Genomic DNA, 16821 nt, shown 5'->3' on the forward strand with positions numbered 1-16821 from the left:
TCTCTCGCCAAACCATCGCCGGTCCTCCCGGCGGACAAGAAAACTGTCACCCATGCAATCGGTCCATTCTGTTACCTATCTATCCGGTTCGGACAACGGCGTCTTTCTCCCCGTCTCTATACGGGGAGAAATGTCCGGCAGGACAATGAGGGGCGGCGCCAACCTGTCAGGTCAAGATACAGGCGCAACAGGCGCGACGCCCGACAACATCGGACAAGCATTCAGCTCAAAGCAATGGGCTCTGCGCGATCTCCTGCCTCTTGATCCGCTCCCCGCTCTCGTCCATAAGCGCGCCGTCGAAAGACTTTCGCCGCGCGCGAAACGGCCCTCCACAAGCCAGGGAAACACCATGACTGACCGCAATCAGCCCGCCTTCAATCAGCCTGCCTTCAAGCAGCCCGCCTTCAAGCCACTCGTCTTTTCCGGCGTCCAGCCGACCGGCAATCTGCATCTCGGCAACTATCTCGGCGCCATCAAGAAATTCGTCGCCCTGCAGGACACCTCCGATTGCATCTATTGCGTCGTCGATCTGCATTCGCTGACCGCGCAGCTTGTCCATGACGATCTCAAGGATCAAACGCGTTCGATCACCGCGGCGTTTCTCGCCTCCGGCATCGACCCGAAGAAGCACGTCGTCTTCAACCAGTCGCGGGTCATGCAGCACGCCGAGCTCGCCTGGATTTTCAACTGCGTGGCCCGCATCGGCTGGATGAACCGGATGACTCAGTTCAAGGACAAGGCCGGCAAGGATCGCGAGAACGCCTCGCTTGGGCTGCTTGCCTATCCGAGCCTGATGGCGGCCGACATCCTCGTCTACCGCGCCACCCATGTGCCGGTCGGCGATGATCAGAAGCAGCATCTGGAGCTGACCCGCGACATCGCGCAAAAATTCAACAACGACTTTTCGGACCGTATCGCCGGCCTTGGCGTCGGCGTCGAGATGAAGGTCGGCGAGGAGACGGTGAACGGCTATTTCCCGCTGACCGAACCGATCATCGGCGGACCGGCGGCGCGCATCATGTCGTTGCGCGACGGCTCGAAGAAAATGTCGAAGTCGGACCCGTCGGACCTGTCGCGCATCAATCTGACCGACGATGCCGACAGCATCTCGAAGAAGATCCGCAAGGCCAAGACCGACCCGGAGGCGCTGCCTGGGGAATTGGACGGCCTGGCCGGCCGGCCGGAAGCCGAAAACCTCGTCGGCATCTATGCGGGTCTCGCCGAGATATCGAAGGAGGCGGTGCTGAAGGAGTTCGGCGGCCAACAGTTTTCGGTGTTCAAGCCGGCGCTGGCCGACCTTGCCGTGGAAAAGCTGGCGCCGGTCGCCGGCGAAATGCGCCGCATTTCCGACGACCGCGCCTATGTCGACGCGGTGCTCAGCGATGGCGGCGAACGCGCTGGCGCCTTGGCCGAGGCGACGATGAAGACCGTTCGCGACATCATCGGCCTGCTGCAAAGCTGAACCTTACAGCGCCGCGCGTCCATTTGGACGCGCACAAGACGCACTGACGCACCCGACATCGCTACATCCGCCGGTCGCTTGCGGCCGGGCTGTGGCGGTGGCAGATTGCGACCGAAACCATCGAAGGTAGAAAATGGTCTCCAAACGCCTCAGCCGCGAAGCCGGCCACCGCCGCAAGTTTTTGGCGATCATCGACGACACCCCCGAATGCGAACGGGCCGTCGTCTACGCCTCGAAGCGCGCGCAGAGCACCAGCGGCGTGCTGGTGCTGCTCTATGTGATCGAGCCAGACGATTTCCAGCATTGGCTGGGCGTCGAGAAGATCATGCGCGAGGAGGCCACCGCCACCGCGCGCGCCGCACTCGACAGCTATGCCAATAAGGTGCGCCAAAAGCTCGGCATCGAGCCGGAACTGGTGGTGCGGGAAGGCAAGCCGACGGAAGAGATCCACAAACTGATCGAGGAAGACCAGGATATCGCCATCCTCGTGCTGGCGGCCGGAGCCGGCAAGGAGGGGCCGGGTCCGCTGGTCGGCGCGGTCGCCGGCAAGGGCGCCGCCTTCCCAATCCCGGTGACGGTGGTGCCGCAGAACCTGTCGGACGAAGAAATCGACAGCCTGGCCTAAGGTAAGTTGATATTCAGGTGAGGCCGGCCTGCGAACGGCGGTTTCCTGCGCTTCCGGTGCTCACGTACCCAAAAGTACGCTCCGCTCCGGTTCTCGGAATCCACCATTCTCGGCGCGGCCTGACCTGAATCTCAACACACCTCAAAGTATGTTGCAGAAGACCGCAAAAACTTTCTCCCAGCCAGCCATTTCCGGCGATGCCTTTCGCTTGAATGTCCTGCCGATAAGGCTTATTTAGAATTATTCCAAACTATCTGCCCGAAGGGGCACGGAGACATCCATGTTCATCCAGACCGAATCGACGCCAAATCCGGCGACATTGAAGTTCCTGCCCGGCAAGGAAGTGCTTGTCGAAGGCACCGCCGATTTCCGCGATGCCGATAGCGCTGCCGCGGCTTCGCCGCTGGCCGGCAGGCTGTTCGAGATCCCCGGCGTGACCGGCGTGTTCTTCGGCTATGATTTCGTCACCGTGACCAAGGACGGCCCCGACTGGCAGCATCTGAAGCCGGCGATCCTCGGCGCCATCATGGAACACTTCATGTCCGGCGCGCCGGTGATGGCCAAGGCCGGCCCCGCCGCCGAGACCAGCCAGACCGGCGAATTCTACGACAAGGCCGACGAGGAACTGGTCATCACCATCAAGGAGCTGCTCGACACGCGGGTGCGCCCGGCGGTCGCCCAGGACGGTGGCGACATCACCTTCCGCGGTTTCGAGAACGGCACCGTGTTCCTGCACATGAAGGGCGCCTGCGCCGGCTGCCCGTCGTCGACGGCGACGCTGAAGCACGGCATCCAGAACCTGCTCCGGCATTTTGTGCCCGAGGTGCAGCAGGTCGAACAGGTCTCTTGAGAGACAAACGTCTAGTACCCCTGCACAGAGATTCTGACTCTTTGGCGGTTGGCTTTGGATAGGTTTTGGCCATTTCGAGACGGGCCTGCTCGGTCGAGAACATCCAATTGCGGGCGCCACTGGCGTTTCGCTGGTGTTCCCAAGCGGCGACCTCGGCGACGAGGCATGCGCGGCTTTCGATACGGCGGTCGAGGCACTGGCTGCGCAGCACACCGATTTCGATCTCGACCATGTTGAGCCAACTGGCGTGCTTGGGCGTGTAATGGAACTCCAACCGTCGGAGGATACGTCGCGCCTCTGACGCCGGCAGGCTCTGGTAGAGCGCGGCGGGCGTGTGGGTCGACAGATTGTCGAGGACGACGCGGATGCGCTCGGCCTGCGGGTAATGGAGATCGGCGAGATCGCGCATGCAGTGGGCAAAGTCGTCTGCCGCGCGCCGATCGGTGACCTTCACCTTGCGCCAGGATCGGTGTGCATCGAGGAAGACGAACAGGTTGGCGGTGCCGTTGCGCTTGTATTCGCAGTCGTAGCGCTCCAGCCGGCCCGGCGCGGGCGGGATCGGCTGGCGCACCTCGCCGATGAGCTGGGTCGGGCTTTCGTCGAAGCACACCACCGGCCGCTGCGGATCGGAGGCTTCGGTGTAGAGATCGAGCACATCCTCCATGCGCGCAACATACTCCGCGTCGACCTTGGGAATGCACCACATGTCCTTGCGCCAAGGCTTGAGATCGTTCTCGGCCAGGCGACGGCGCACCGTCTCGCGCGACAGCTGTTCGTGCTCGGTCAACTTGACGAACTCATCGGCCAGCAGCTCCAGCGTCCAGCGGGCTCGGCCCGGTGGCGGGTTCGAGCAGGCCGTGGCGACCAGCAGGGCTTCCTCCCTGCCCGTCAGCTTGCGCTCCGCGCCGGGGCGCGGCTCTTCGCTGAGCGCCGCCTCCAGACCGATGTCCACAAAACGGCGCTTGGTGCGATAGACGGTGGAGCCGCCGACCACCACTGTCGCAGCAATGGCCTCATCACCCAGGCCGGCATCGGCGGCGAGCAGGATTTGCGCCCGCTTGAGCTTGCGCGCCGGATGCCTGCCGCCTGCCAGCATCGCTGTGAGTTCATCACGCTCGGGTTGGTCGAGATCGACGCGATAGCGTACATTCATCCGGAAGGCCTCCTTCGATTGCCAAGGTTCCGGATGAATCGACAAATGAATCAAATACTTGACGGGCATCCGCCGGACGCCCCCCAATTCACCGACAAACAGGGTCAGTATCTCGCCTTCATCTGGGCTTATATGCAGGTCAACCGCCAGCCGCCGGCCGAACGCGACATGCAGCGCTATTTCGGCGTCACCCCGCCTTCAGTCCACCAGATGGTGCTGACCCTTGAGCGCTTAGGCCTTATCCGCAGGCAGCCTGGTGTTGCACGAAGCATCGAACTGCTCATCGACCACAACAGCCTACCGCCGCTGCAATCCATCCAACCCGTCATATCCTCTGTGCAGAGGTACTAGGAACAATTCGCGCACGAGCCAAAACAAAAAACCGGGCCGAATTGCCCGGTTTTCTGTTTTGGGACGTCAGTTGTTGCCTAGACGGTCCGCGTATGAGCTCTAGAGAACGATAACCTTGGCGCCGACCGAGGTGCGGTCGTAAAGGTCGATAATATCTTGATTCATCAGCCGGATGCAGCCCGACGACATCGCCTTGCCGATCGAGTTCCACTCCGGGCTGCCATGCAGCCGGTAGCCCGAATCGCCGCCCTTGTTGAACAGATACAGGGCGCGTGCGCCAAGTGGGTTGGTCAATCCGGGATCCATGCCGCCGGCAAATTTGGCGAGTTCCGGCTGGCGCTTGATCATCGCCGAAGGCGGCGTCCAGGTCGGCCATTCGCGCTTCACCGCGATACGTGCGGTGCCACGCCATTCAAAACCCTCGCGGCCGACGCCGATCCCGTAACGCATCGCCTCGCCGCCGCCCATGACGTAATAGAGAAACTTGTTCTGCGTATCGACGACGATGGTGCCCGGCTTCTCATTGGTGTCATAGCTAACGACCTGCCGGCGATACTTGAACGGCACCTTTTCGATCGGAATGCGCGGCAGTTGATAGCCCGCATCGGTCATCGGGCCATAGTTGTTGGTGAAGATCTGCGAGCCGATGGTGCTGCAACCAGCAATAGCCGTCGACAGCGCAAGTGCCGCGACGATTGCGAATGACTTCATGCGCATGAAAAGGTCCGATGCCCCGCCCGAAATAGAGCGGCTCGTTACGGCCGCTTTGTCACCATCATTCATGCTGGCATTTGCTTTGCTTGCCAAGCGGGCGATGCCTATATGCAGGGGCTTACATGCCGGTAAGACCGCAACTGTGGCTTTTCGGCAACGGCTATCTGAAGATTATGTAATGAATTCAATGGGCGCCCGCCAAGCGGCCGGAAGTCGAGGAACTGTCATGAATGTCGGAGACGCCGCCCAGCGTTCCGGCGTGCCGGCCAAGACCATCCGCTACTATGAGGAGATCGGCCTGATCCGTCCGGCGCGCCGGCAACGGCTACCGCAACTATTCGGGCGACGACATCCACCGGCTGACGTTTTTGCGCCGCGCGCGCAATCTCGGCTTTTCGATCGACGACTGCCGCCAGCTGATGGCGCTCTATCAGGACCGCAGCCGCGCCAGCCATGACGTGCGCGAGATCGCCGCCGCGCATGTAACGGCAATCGAGGAGAAGGTGCGCGAACTGCAGTCGATGCGCTCGACCTTGCAGAAGCTGATCAATTCCTGCCACGGCGACGACCGGCCGGGCTGCCCGATCCTGGAGGATATTGCGGGGGCGGCGCTGCCAGATGATAAAGTCGTGTCCGCACAGGTGTGAAGGTTGCGCGGCGATGCGCCAAGGCGTGCCGGTTGCGATCGAGATGGCGGACGCGGATGGGAGGCCTGACCCCTTCAAAGGGATAATCGCGGCGGATCAATGAGCCTGTGTGCCGTCAGCGCGAAGAGACCCAAGCGCCAGCTCCGGTGGTGCTATTCGTGCCGCCAAATCTTGTAGGCTGAGATCACCAGAATTGCCGCCAGCAGCGGGAGCAGGATTTGCTCGGGGACCACTCCAAGCAACTGCCCACCGATATATGTCCCGACAATCGAACCTGCAGCCATGGCCAGCAAGAACGCCTTGTTCCTGCCGATGACCGAAAAGCTTTGGTCGCGGCTGTAGCGCATGAAGCCGACCAGCATCGTCGGCAGGCTTACCGCCAGCGACAGAGAGCCCGCCAGCTTGATGTCGGCACCGAACAGAAGGACAAGTGTCGGGATGAGCAGTTCACCGCCAGCCACGCCCAGCAGGGATGCCACGACGCCGATGGCAAACCCTGCAATGATCCCAGCAACGATCAACGCGGCTCCGGTGACCAATTGCAATCCTGCAGCACCAGGTTCATGGCCGAAAACCAGGACAATCGCGACAAGGATCAGCAGCGCGGCTATCACCTTGTAAAGCGTTGCGGAGGTGAGGCGCGTTGCCCATCCTGCCCCAAACCAGGCGCCTAGAAGGCTCCCAGCCAAGAGATTGAGTATGACCGGCCATTGTGCGGCTACCGAGGCTAGCGGCACCGCGGTGGCCCGGAATGGCAGCGCCGTAGCGACGACAACCAAGCTGGCGGCCTTGTTCAAGATCACGGCCTCAAGGGCGGCAAATCGAAACAGACCGATCAGGATCGGCAGACGAAACTCTGCACCGCCAAGGCCGATCAAGCCGCCAAGCGAACCAACACCAGTTCCAACTGCAAATGCACCAAGGCCACGACGCTCGATCATGGGACCGATATGCCGTGGCGAGACTCGGAATGCCAGCCGTTTTCCAGGTTGGTGTGTCAGGCAGGTAATCGCCATCAAGAAGGCGATTATCCGGTTGACAAACCCAAACCGATAGGCGATAACGATTCCAAGGAGTTATCGCCATGTCCGTTCTGTCCCGCCCCGAATTCCACGACGAAGCCAAGGCTTTCGAGCATGTCGAGGCGATCTTGTGGCCGAATGGCCCGGTCTGTCCAAAGTGCGGTTCCGTGGACAAGCACTACAAATTGAAGGGCGTCCGCACCAAGCCTTCCAAGAAGAACCCGAACGGCGTCGAGCGTCATGGTCTTTACAAGTGCGGCGCTTGCCGTTCGCAGTTCACCGTCCGCATGGGTTCGATCTTCGAAGAAAGCCATTTGCCGCTCACCAAGTGGCTACAGGCTATCCACCTTATGTGCGCCTCTAAGAAGGGCGTCAGCGCTCACCAGATGCACCGCATACTCGAATGCACTTATGAAGCCGCTTGGTTCCTGTGCCACCGCATTCGCCTTGTAATGGCGTCTGGCGATCTCTCCCCACTTGGCGGCAACGGCAAGACCGTCGAAGTAGACGAGACGTACACCGGACGCCTCAAGGGCACCACGGTCAAGCGTGGTGGCGGCGCTCACAAGAACACTGTCGTTACGCTTGTCGAGCGCGGCGGTCGCGCTCGCTCCTTCCATGTCGATACCGCCCGTATTGGCACTGTCATGCCAATCGTCCGCGCCAACATCGCCAAGGAAAGCGCGTTGATGACTGATGAGGCCGGTATCTATCGCCGCGTGGGCCAGGAATTCGCCTCGCACGATTTCGTCACTCATTCCAAGGACGAATACGTTCGCGGCACCATCCATACCAACACCGTCGAAGGCTATTATTCGATCTTCAAGCGCGGCATGAAGGGCGTCTATCAGCACTGTGCAGAGCATCACCTGCACCGCTACCTCGCCGAATTCGACTTCCGCTACAGCAACCGCATTGCCTTGGGCGTTGATGACGGCACCCGCGCTTTCATCGCGTTGAAGGGTGCTGCTGGTAAGCGCCTCACCTATCATAGACCTGCTTGACGAAAAGCGAACGCACTTCCGAAAGCCGGTTCAACTCGAATTTCCTTACTGGCGATACACAAGGCGAAAGAAAAAGCCGGGGACCTAAATCCCCGGCGAGTTTGGTTGAACGGACGGCTAGGCGGCTACGCCGCTGGCGCCGGTCTTATCGGCTGCGATAATGGCCGCAAACGAATTCGGTGCGGCCAAAGCGGAAGCGCTGGTAGGGGCATACCCAAACCATTACGTCACCTCTTTCAGGCGAGGGGCCTTGAAAAGGGGCGGCAGAGATGCGAATCTAGGGGTGGAGTGTTCCTAGCGTCGCAGGGGCTACCGCCTCTTTCTCGATTGCTTGGTCATCTAGAGCCGCCGTCCCGTGCAACCGGGATTGGCGGCTTTCTCTTAGTCTCCCCTCTGATGCCAATGGCCAGAACGCGAGGGGCTAAGCAGGTCTTATCATTCCCGATCCTTTCAGAATCATGTTGGCGGCGAATCCCGCCCCTCGTTTATGGCCCTGTCGAAATTGCGCGTCAAGATGGTTGCTCCGTTGCTTCGATGCCCGTAGCCTCGGATTGCTTCATCCAATGCAAGAGTGTATAAGGCGGCTCGAGCACAAAAGGAGCCAAAAATGTCACGTTTGCGGAGTCCCGGTTACCCTAACTTCTCCCTACCAGCCGCTTTGAAGCAAGCAGAGAAAGTTTTCTCGACAAATAGGCGCAACCCTATGGATAGGAATTCTGTTGCAATCGCAATTGGATACAGCGGCAGTAGCGGAGCAGCAGATAAGTCTATTGCTACACTAACTCACTATGGTCTGCTGGAAAAGGTCGGTAAGGGAGAGGTCCGAATCTCTCAGTTGGCCTTGGACATCTTGCACCCAAGCCCCGAATCGAATCGCGGGAGTGCGCTCTTGACCGCGGCGTTCAAGCCGCAGTTGTTCACCGTTCTAAGGAACCGTTTCCCCGATGGGCACGTCTCGGACACAACGCTCCGCAGCTTTCTGATCCGAGAGGAATTTCAAAACCGTGCGATTGATCCAGTGATAAAGGCGTACACCGAAACAAGCGCATTTCTCAGGCAAGAGAACGCATACGAAAGTTATGACAGCCCCTTGGAAAACACCGTAGAATCGAACGGTGACGCAAATGGAGACGCTGACATGACCGAATATATGAGTGCCGGAGTGCAACCTGCCGCGCGCCAATCCGCCGTTCAAACCGTGGCGGTGGCGCCGAATGAACGCGTGGTGTTTACAGAGGAGGGATCGCCCGGTCAGTCTCTTCGACTGGTCGCCACAGGCGAGGTCGATGACTATCTTTTGGAGGCACTAGAGGATTACGTTAAGCGGCAGCGGAAACGGCTGGCCCCAAAGCCGCAATAGGACGGCCATGAAAGAAAAGACCCAAAAAGAGAAATTCGAGGAAGCCGCGCGCGAACTGAAAACAGATCAGTCCGACGCCGCCTTCGAAGCCGTGGTGCACAAGATCGCCCACGCGCCGAAACTCACCAACGAACAGATAAAGGAATTGGTGCGCCGGAAGCGCGAAACCGATAGGGGATAATCGCTTATAGCGCGGCTTCTTGGGTCGCCTTAAGAAGCTGCATCGCCAGCATATTCTCAAGCATCGCTTCCATGTCTGCAACGGCGATAATGCCTCGCTTCCACGAATCGTCGGCACCCTCAAGAGCCTTATAATATGGGCTTTTGTCTGCCGCGATCAGATCTGGGATTGTAGGCGCGCCAGGCAGAAGACTGTCGAGCTTTACACTCAGCACAACATAAGAGACGACGCGTGCCGTCCGGCCGTTGCCGTCTGCGAATGGGTGTATCCAGTTCATCCGCCAGAGCAGGTAAGCCGCCAAGTGGATTGCAGACATATGCCAATTTTCGTTCACGTATCCGCACATTTCGGCGACCAGATCGGGCACCTCCGTATGCGCTGGCGGATTGTGATTGCTCTTACCTATATAAACAGGCGAATTTCTATATGTGCCGGCCAGAGGGTGAATTCCCTCCAGCGCCTTTTGATGGAGTCGCAAAATTATTGACTGAGTAAGTCGAAATTTACCCCCGGCGCCCTGTATAGATGCCCGGACTATCTCCAGTGCCTCTTTGAACTGCCTGACACCGTTCTCAGCCTCGCGTTGGGCTTTTTCGACGGGGTCAGTTATGAGTTCAACAGGGTCGGCTTGGCTGTGTCGATCCTCGCTCATTAACGGGCTTTGGCCGCTTCCTCTCGCGTAATTTTCTCGTCGGCGGCTGCTACCATTTCGCGAGTGATCATGTCGTTCTCAATATGGGTATTCCCATAGACAAAGCTCAGCCTCTGCTCACGCATCTGACCCTCAGTCATCTGAATCTTCTGAGCTTTTGCAACCAAAGCTTCAAGCGCAGCGGTCATTTGTGATCTCCCGAGTTTCGTAGCGAATCTGCGTACTCAGACCATAGGCGGGCACGCTTATCAACCGGTAAAGAGGTCGCAAGTTCCCATCTTGTTCGCCCAACTGACAGAAGCTGTCATCGGCTCTCGTTGGGAGGCTGGACTATCAACCTTGTGCGAGTATGTAGCCATTGCTAGGCCCTCTCAGGCACAAATGTATGCCTTCCCACGTCATGAGTCCAATTGCCGGCCTGTCATCCTTATAATCGATTACAAAGTTTGGGTTTGTCAACCATATAATCGCCATCAAGAAACGTGTTCAAACCGTGAACAAAATCTGGCATGGTGCCGCCATGCCAATCATGTCGCCTGTCCCTCTCAACCCACTTATCGACGGCCGCCAGTCGGAGCGCGCGATGCTGGTCAGGCGCGGCGTGCAGCGGCTGCTCAAGGAAATGGGCGCGCATGTGCTGCCCGAGCTGTCGCTGGCGACCGGGCGCCGCGCCGACCTCGTTGCGCTGACCCGCCGGGGCGATATCTGGATCATCGAGGTCAAATCCTCGATCGAGGATTTCAGGGTCGACCGCAAATGGCCGGACTACCGGCTGCATTCCGACCGATTCTTCTTCGCCACGCATCCAGGCGTGCCCTCGGAGATCTTTCCGCAGGAATGCGGTTTTATCCTTTCCGACGGCTACGGCGCCGAAATCCTGCGCGACGCGCCCGAGCACCGCATGGCGGCGGCGACACGCAAGGCGCTGATGCTGAGGATCGCACGGGCCGGTGCATCGCGGCTGCTCGCGGCGGAACTCGCCGGTGTGGCGGTGCCAGCGCTGGACGGTGAAAGCGAATAGGAGTGCGCCGCGTCGGCGACAAGCCTCGCACCTCGCCACCTAGCGTTGGCATCGGACCATGCCTTCTGCGGGCCTGCCGATCCCCTCGAGACGATTTTTGATCTTGCACCGATGATTTCCGCCTGTCTGCGCTGTCCTGATCAATAGGCGCTGGAATGGTCCGGTGGCGGAAAGAGAGGTGATCCATGGGATCGTTACAAGGTCAGAATGTCGTCGTCATTGGAGGCAGCCGGGGTGTCGGCCGCTCGATCGTGGAAGCCGCGCTTGGCGAAGGGGCAACAGTGCTTGCAGTTGCTCGTGGCACAGCCGCCCTGAAAGAGCTCTCCTGGGAGACATCCGGCGTGAAGACGCTTGCGGTCGACGCCACCAATGAGACCGCACCCGATGCGGTTTTCGCCGCGCTTGAACCAGACGTCCTGGTGATCTGCGCCGGCGCCCTCGCTCCGTCCGCGCCCGTCCAGGAACAGAGCTGGGAGGACTTCTCGGCAAACTGGGAAATGGACGTCAAGGCATCGTTCCTGTTCTGCAAGGCGGCACTCCAGGGTCGGCTCAAGCCGGGGAGCCGGGTGGTTCTGATCTCCAGCGGCGCGGCATTCAGCGGCGGGCCGCCGAACTCTGGCGGCTATGCCGGCGCAAAACGCATGCAACTGTTCCTCGCCGGTCATAGCCAGAAGGAATCGGACCGACTTGGTTTCGGCCTGCGTTTCATGGCGCTTTCGCCGGCGCGCATCATGCCGGGCACCGGCGTCGGCGATCGCGGCATCGACGGCATTTCGGCCTATATGGGCATTAGCCCGAAGGACTTCCTGGCGAGCATGACCGACATGCAGACGCCGGCCGATGTCGCACAGGCTGTAGTCGCGCTCGCCACCGGCCAGGCGCAAGGCTGCTCCTTCGTGGTGAGCGGCAGCGGACTTGCGGCGGCGGCATGAGGCGCGCAGGATGCCAGCCGACTTCAGCACCGCGGGCTTCCTATGACAGACGCTCCTGGCCCTGTTGAGCCATTGGGCCGGCCGGTCCTCGATCGGCTGGCCTTCGAGCGCTTGACAATGGCTCATCGCCGCGAGATCAAGCTCCACTGCTACCGGATGATGGGCTCGTCGCACGAGGCGGACGACCTCGTGCAGGACACTTTCCTGCGGGCGTGGCGCGCACGGTCGCAGTTCGACGGACGAGGCTCGGTTCGCGGCTGGCTCTACACGATCGCCACCAATAGCTGCCTCAACGCCATCAAGGCGAGGTCGACGGCGCATCGCATTCTCCAGCAACCCGAACGGCCGCCCTCCAACGGGCGGGCCGTCGGCGGGCCTGCCGAGCTCACCTGGCTGGAGCCCTATCCGGACGCCGAGCTTCCGGACCTCGTTGACGGCGAGCCGGGCCCGGAGGCGCGCTACGGGACCCGTGAAGCGGTGCAACTTGCGTTCGTCGCGGCGATCCAGCTTCTGCCGCCCAGGCAGCGGGCCGCCCTGTTGCTTTGCGACGTGCTGGGGTGGTCTGCGGTCGAGACGGCGCAATTGCTGGGTGGATCGGCCGCTTCGATCAACAGCGCCTTCCAGCGGGCCCGCGCGACGCTTGGCGAGCGATACCCTCAGGGACGCCCCGTGCAGCGGTCACGGTCCAGTCCGGAGGAGGGCCTGCTGCTCGAACGCTACATGCGTGCCTGGCAGACCGCCAACCTCGACGGCTTCATCGAACTCTTGAGGGAGGACGCCACTTACCACATGCCGCCATGGCGGGAATGGTACCAAGGGCGCAAGGCGACGATCCGCGATTTCATCGAGACCGTGTGGGGCAATTTTGCCGGCTATCGCACGGTGGCCACCCGTGCCAATGGCCAGCCAGCTGTCGGGGTCTATGCACTGGACCATCGTGACCGTGTATGGCGACCCCACTCGCTGCATGTCATTGAGCCCGCCGACGGCAAAATCGTTTCCCTGACGATCTATGTGCCGCCGCTCGGGCCCGAACTGTTTGCAGCCTTCGGCCTGCCGCCGGTCTAGTCCTCGTCCGCCCCATTCGCAGCCGGCCCGACCAGCAGTACGGCGGCGCCGAGGATCGCGGCGATGAAGGAGCCGCCAAGGATGCCGACCTTGACCGCGTCCTGCAGCTCGACATTGCTGGCGAAGGCGAGCAGGCCGATGAACAGGCTCATGGTGAAGCCGATGCCGCAGAGCAGCGAAATGCCGACCATGTGCAGCCAGCCGGCATTGACCGGCAGATCGGCGAAGCCGAGCCGGATGGCAAGCGCGGAAGAGCCGAACACGCCGACCAGCTTGCCGGCGACGAGGCCGGCGGCGACGCCCAGCGTCAGCGGCTCGACCAGGGTGCCTGCGCTCAGGCCGGCCAGCGAAACGCCGGCATTGGCGAAGCCGAAGATCGGGATGACGACGAAGGGCACTATTCTGTGCAGGCCGTGCTCGAGCCGATGCAGCGGCGAATTGTCGAGATCATGCCCGATGCCCGGGGAGACTTTCAAAGGTATCGTCAGGGCAAGCGCCACGCCGGCCAGCGTGGCGTGGACGCCCGATTTCAGCACCAGCACCCACAGAACGACACCGAGCACGAGGTAGGGCAGCAGCGTCAGCACACGCATGCGGTTGAGCACGATCAGCAGAGCAATGACGGCGAAGGCAGTGCCGAGATAGGCGAGCGACAGGCCGCTTGTGTAGAACACCGCGATGATGACGACGGCGCCAAGGTCGTCGATGATGGCGAGCGCGGTGAGGAATACCTTCAGCGACCCCGGCACGCGGCTGCCGAGCAGCGACAGCACGCCGAGCGCAAACGCGATGTCGGTGGCGGTCGGGATCGCCCAACCCGACAGAGCGGCTGAATTGTTGCGGTTGATGGCGACATAGACAAGTGCCGGCACCAGCATGCCGCCGGCGGCGGCGACGCCGGGCAGGACGCGGCGTGGCCAAGTCGAGAGCTGGCCGTCCAGCATCTCGCGCTTGATCTCAAGGCCGACCAGCAGGAAGAACACGGCCATCAGGCCGTCATTGATCCAGTGCGATACGCTGAGCGGTCCGAGATCGGCGTGAAGGGCGTCGAAATAGGTTTCGGCCAGCGGCGAATTGGCGACGATCAGGGCCAGTGCCGCGGCTGCCATCAGGATGATGCCGCCCGCCGCCTCGCTGTCGAGGAATTCGCGAAAAATGGAGATCGGCCGCTCTTCGCGCATGTGTCCTCCGTCGCCGAGATTCCGATCGGCATTGTTGGCGATGATGCGCAAGCGTAGCAGACGACGCAAGGCGCCTGTTCACCTTGGCAAAGCGCGCCTCGGAGATTAGCCGAAACGCCCATCACTTCGTCATCCTATGGCGGAGCAAGGAGCGAAGCGACGCAGCGCAGACCACAGGATCCATGCCGGGGCTTCAGAGCGCTGCTACGGTACAGAATTCTGCTCGGTTGCGCTCCGCGGCTGACATCAAGGCATGGATCCTTGGGTCTTCGCTCCGCTTCGCGTCGCTGCGCCCAAGGATGACGAAGCCGGGCTTAGCGCGGCGCGCGCTTGGCCAGGATCCGCTGCAGCGTACGGCGATGCATGTTGAGCCGGCGCGCGGTCTCGGAGACGTTGCGGTCGCACATTTCGTAAACGCGCTGGATGTGCTCCCAGCGCACGCGGTCGGCCGACATCGGGTTTTCGGGCGGTGCGGCGCGTTCCCCCGCCGTGCGGGTAAGGGCCGCGAAAATGTCGTCGGCATCGGCCGGCTTCGACAGATAGTCGATGGCTCCCAGCTTCACCGCCGTCACTGCGGTGGCGATGTTGCCATAGCCGGTGAGGATGATAGCGCGGGCGTCGTCGCGCTTCTCGCGGATGGCGGCGACGACGTCGAGGCCGTTGCCGTCGGCGAGCCGCATGTCGACCACGGCATAGGCCGGCGGGTTGGCGCGCGCCTTGGCCACCGCCTCCTCGACGCTCTCGGCCGTCTCGACCACGAAACCCCTGGTTTCCATGGCGCGGGCAAGGCGCGTGAGGAACGGCTTGTCGTCGTCGACGATCAGCAGCGAGGTGTCCTCGCCTTCAACCATTGCGCCAATCGTTTCGTCGCCGTTCATCGTCTTCTAAATTCCTGCTGCCTGATTTTTACGCAGATATAGTTTTGGAGCGCTATTGTCCAATTCAAGCCGTGTCAAACATGGTGGCCGAAGCCGATTCAGGATTGAGGAAGACGCTGCGCGGCCATGATATCTGCACGACGGCGCCCTCGCCCGGCTCGTTTGAATTGCGGAAATCGAGCGTGGCGCCCGAGCGTTCAAGCAAGGTCTTGGCGATGAAAAGCCCCAGTCCCAGGCCGCCGCCGGCCTCGGTGCCCTGGCGCGTCGACATGTAGGGCTCGCCGATGCGGTCGATGATTTCGGGAGGGAAACCCGGGCCGTCGTCGGTGATCGAGAAGGTGACGGCGGCCTCGTTCCAGCTCCAGCGCAGGGTGACACTCTTGCGGGCAAAATCGACGGCGTTCTCGACCAGATTGCCGAGGCCGTAGATGACGCCGGGATTGCGCTGCCCTACTGGTTCGGGGCCAATGCGCTCGCCGGGCCGAAGCTTGATCGAGATGCCGAAATCGCGGTGCGGGGCGGTCACCTCCTCGACCAGCGAGGTCAGCGGCAGGCGGGAGAGATGCGCTTCGCTCTCGGAGGACAGGCTGGTCAGGCGCTTGAGGATTTCGCGGCAACGCTCGCTCTGCGAGCGCAGCAGCGTCACGTCCTCGCCGTATTTCGGATCGTTGCCGAGTGCCTTCTCCATCTCCTTGGCGACAAGCGTGATGGTGGCAAGCGGCGTGCCGAGCTCATGCGCGGCGGCCGCGGCAAGGCCGTCCAGCGCCGATAAATGCTGCTCACGCTGCAGCACCAGCTCGGTGGCGGCAAGCGCGTTGGCGAGCAGCCGGGCTTCCTCGGCCACGCGGAAGGCATAGATCGCGGTGAAGGCGATCGAGGAAAACACCGCCATCCACATGCCGGCGACATAGATGAACGGCATCTCCAGCGGCGCGCCCTCGTACCAGGGCAGCGGCAGATGGAAGAACACCAGCAGGCTTGCCGCCACCATCACCAGCGCGCCGAGGATGGCGGTCAGGCGCAGCGGCAGCGACGTCGCCGAGATGACCACGGGCACGGTGACCAGCACTGAAAACGGATTGGTGAGGCCGCCCGTCAGGTAGAGCAGGCCGGCAAGCTGCAGGCTGTCGATGGTCAGGATGGCGAAAGCCGGCAGCGGGGTCAGCCGATGCGCCGCCGGATAACGGAAGGTCAGCAACAGGTTCATCCAGGCAGAACAGGCGATCAGCGCGAAGCAGAGGCTGACCGGCAGAGGGAATTTCAGCCCATAGGCAACGACGATAACCGCCAGGCTCTGGCCGACGATGGCAAGCCAGCGCAGCCTGATCAGCGTGTTTAGGCGCAGCCGCTGGCTTTGCTGGAAGTCGGGCGCCCGCAGGATGTTTATCATGGCCAAGGATTATAGCCGGAAAAGGATAAAGGCTAGGTCCCCCGCGGTTTGGCGCGGCTGGTGGCGGTGGCGAGAAGCGGGTTCTCCGGCCAGACGTGCCGGGGGTAGCGGCCACGCATCTCGGCCCGCACATCGGCCCAGGAGCCGCGCCAGAAGCCGGGCAGGTCGCGGGTCGTCTGGATCGGCCGGTGGGCCGGCGACAAAAGCTCGAGCGTCAGCGGCACGGTGCCGTTGGCGATCGCGGGATGCCGGTCGAGACCGAACAACTCCTGGACGCGGATCGCCAGCACCGGCCATTCGCCGTCATAGCGGATCGGCACGCGGCTGCCC

General features: G+C 61.7%; 18 protein-coding genes and 2 pseudogenes. 11 read left to right on the top strand and 9 right to left on the bottom strand.

The window, feature by feature from the left end; translation table 11 throughout:
• The first annotated feature begins 349 nt into the window (after positions 1-349).
• From trpS to NKH12_RS26615, 3 genes are all read left to right on the top strand, one after another.
• Positions 350-1462, top strand: a complete 1113-nt coding sequence (trpS, locus tag NKH12_RS26605) for a tryptophan--tRNA ligase (RefSeq protein ID WP_352955873.1) — start codon at positions 350-352, stop codon at positions 1460-1462.
• A 133-nt stretch (positions 1463-1595) separates the two neighbouring features.
• Complete coding sequence (locus NKH12_RS26610) at positions 1596-2087, top strand: universal stress protein (RefSeq protein WP_023796709.1); 492 nt, start codon at positions 1596-1598, stop codon at positions 2085-2087.
• A 280-nt stretch (positions 2088-2367) separates the two neighbouring features.
• Positions 2368-2937, top strand: a complete 570-nt coding sequence (locus NKH12_RS26615) for a NifU family protein (RefSeq protein ID WP_145721860.1) — start codon at positions 2368-2370, stop codon at positions 2935-2937.
• 34 nt (positions 2938-2971) lie between these two features.
• Here the strand turns inward: NKH12_RS26615 and NKH12_RS26620 are convergent.
• Positions 2972-4090 (bottom strand): annotated as a pseudogene (locus NKH12_RS26620) (IS630 family transposase); the annotation flags it as partial.
• A 45-nt stretch (positions 4091-4135) separates the two neighbouring features.
• On the opposite strand from NKH12_RS26620, the gene NKH12_RS26625 reads away from it, so the two are divergent.
• On the top strand, positions 4136-4441 hold the full coding sequence (locus tag NKH12_RS26625) for a LexA family protein (protein ID WP_352955874.1): 306 nt from the start codon (positions 4136-4138) through the stop codon (positions 4439-4441).
• Positions 4442-4540: 99 nt separating this feature from the next.
• Here NKH12_RS26625 and NKH12_RS26630 read toward each other — a convergent pair whose 3' ends face one another.
• The gene (locus NKH12_RS26630) at positions 4541-5158 is read right to left on the bottom strand and encodes a L,D-transpeptidase (protein ID WP_352955875.1); all 618 of its coding nucleotides are present in this window, start codon (positions 5156-5158) and stop codon (positions 4541-4543) included.
• A 223-nt stretch (positions 5159-5381) separates the two neighbouring features.
• On the opposite strand from NKH12_RS26630, the pseudogene cueR reads away from it, so the two are divergent.
• Positions 5382-5802: pseudogene (gene cueR, locus NKH12_RS26635) on the top strand (Cu(I)-responsive transcriptional regulator).
• Between the two features lie 152 nt (positions 5803-5954).
• On the opposite strand, the gene NKH12_RS26640 reads toward cueR, so the two are convergent.
• Entirely contained in the window at positions 5955-6743 is a 789-nt protein-coding gene (locus NKH12_RS26640; RefSeq protein ID WP_352955884.1) for a sulfite exporter TauE/SafE family protein, read from the bottom strand.
• A 143-nt stretch (positions 6744-6886) separates the two neighbouring features.
• On the opposite strand from NKH12_RS26640, the gene NKH12_RS26645 reads away from it, so the two are divergent.
• The 3 genes from NKH12_RS26645 (at position 6887) to NKH12_RS26655 (ending at position 9369) form a co-directional block, all read left to right on the top strand.
• Positions 6887-7828 (top strand): IS1595 family transposase, encoded by a 942-nt coding sequence (locus NKH12_RS26645; protein WP_352955876.1) that lies wholly within the window; start codon positions 6887-6889, stop codon positions 7826-7828.
• 889 nt (positions 7829-8717) lie between these two features.
• Positions 8718-9188 carry a hypothetical protein gene (locus tag NKH12_RS26650; protein WP_352955877.1) on the top strand — a complete coding sequence of 157 codons (471 nt, stop codon included), beginning with the start codon at positions 8718-8720 and terminating at the stop codon, positions 9186-9188.
• 7 nt (positions 9189-9195) lie between these two features.
• Positions 9196-9369, top strand: a complete 174-nt coding sequence (locus NKH12_RS26655; protein WP_352955878.1) for a hypothetical protein — start codon at positions 9196-9198, stop codon at positions 9367-9369.
• A 4-nt stretch (positions 9370-9373) separates the two neighbouring features.
• Here the strand turns inward: NKH12_RS26655 and NKH12_RS26660 are convergent, their stop codons facing one another.
• Together NKH12_RS26660 and NKH12_RS26665 are read right to left on the bottom strand one after the other, a co-directional pair.
• Positions 9374-10021: a Fic family protein gene (locus NKH12_RS26660; RefSeq protein ID WP_352955879.1), complete on the bottom strand. Its 648-nt coding sequence runs from the start codon at positions 10019-10021 to the stop codon at positions 9374-9376.
• Positions 10021-10209, bottom strand: a complete 189-nt coding sequence (locus NKH12_RS26665; protein ID WP_352955880.1) for a hypothetical protein — start codon at positions 10207-10209, stop codon at positions 10021-10023. The genes NKH12_RS26660 and NKH12_RS26665 overlap by 1 nt, the downstream gene beginning before the upstream one ends.
• 332 nt (positions 10210-10541) lie before the next feature.
• Here NKH12_RS26665 and NKH12_RS26670 point away from each other — a divergent pair, with 332 nt between their 5' ends.
• The 3 genes from NKH12_RS26670 (at position 10542) to NKH12_RS26680 (ending at position 13042) form a co-directional block, all read left to right on the top strand.
• Positions 10542-11042, top strand: a complete 501-nt coding sequence (locus NKH12_RS26670) for an MmcB family DNA repair protein (RefSeq protein WP_352955885.1) — start codon at positions 10542-10544, stop codon at positions 11040-11042.
• 185 nt (positions 11043-11227) lie between these two features.
• Entirely contained in the window at positions 11228-11974 is a 747-nt protein-coding gene (locus tag NKH12_RS26675) for an SDR family NAD(P)-dependent oxidoreductase (protein WP_352955881.1), read from the top strand.
• 42 nt (positions 11975-12016) lie between these two features.
• On the top strand, positions 12017-13042 hold the full coding sequence (locus NKH12_RS26680) for an RNA polymerase subunit sigma-70 (protein WP_352955882.1): 1026 nt from the start codon (positions 12017-12019) through the stop codon (positions 13040-13042).
• Here the strand turns inward: NKH12_RS26680 and nhaA are convergent.
• The 4 genes from nhaA to NKH12_RS26700 form a co-directional block, all read right to left on the bottom strand.
• Positions 13039-14223, bottom strand: coding sequence for a Na+/H+ antiporter NhaA (gene nhaA, locus NKH12_RS26685; RefSeq protein WP_352955886.1), 1185 nt, complete (start codon positions 14221-14223; stop codon positions 13039-13041). The two genes, NKH12_RS26680 and nhaA, sit on opposite strands and share 4 nt — an antisense overlap.
• Before the next feature lie 314 nt (positions 14224-14537).
• Entirely contained in the window at positions 14538-15101 is a 564-nt protein-coding gene (locus tag NKH12_RS26690; protein WP_082982096.1) for an ActR/PrrA/RegA family redox response regulator transcription factor, read from the bottom strand.
• A gap of 64 nt (positions 15102-15165) precedes the next feature.
• On the bottom strand, positions 15166-16491 hold the full coding sequence (locus tag NKH12_RS26695; protein ID WP_352955887.1) for an ActS/PrrB/RegB family redox-sensitive histidine kinase: 1326 nt from the start codon (positions 16489-16491) through the stop codon (positions 15166-15168).
• A 32-nt stretch (positions 16492-16523) separates the two neighbouring features.
• Positions 16524-16821, bottom strand: a 298-nt coding sequence (locus tag NKH12_RS26700; RefSeq protein ID WP_352955883.1) for an ATP-dependent helicase C-terminal domain-containing protein, incomplete at its 5' end; no start/stop codon positions are given.

Origin of the sequence: Mesorhizobium sp. M1322 (assembly GCF_040318085.1) — a bacterium.
In the GTDB taxonomy this organism is placed as follows: Bacteria; Pseudomonadota; Alphaproteobacteria; order Rhizobiales; family Rhizobiaceae; genus Mesorhizobium.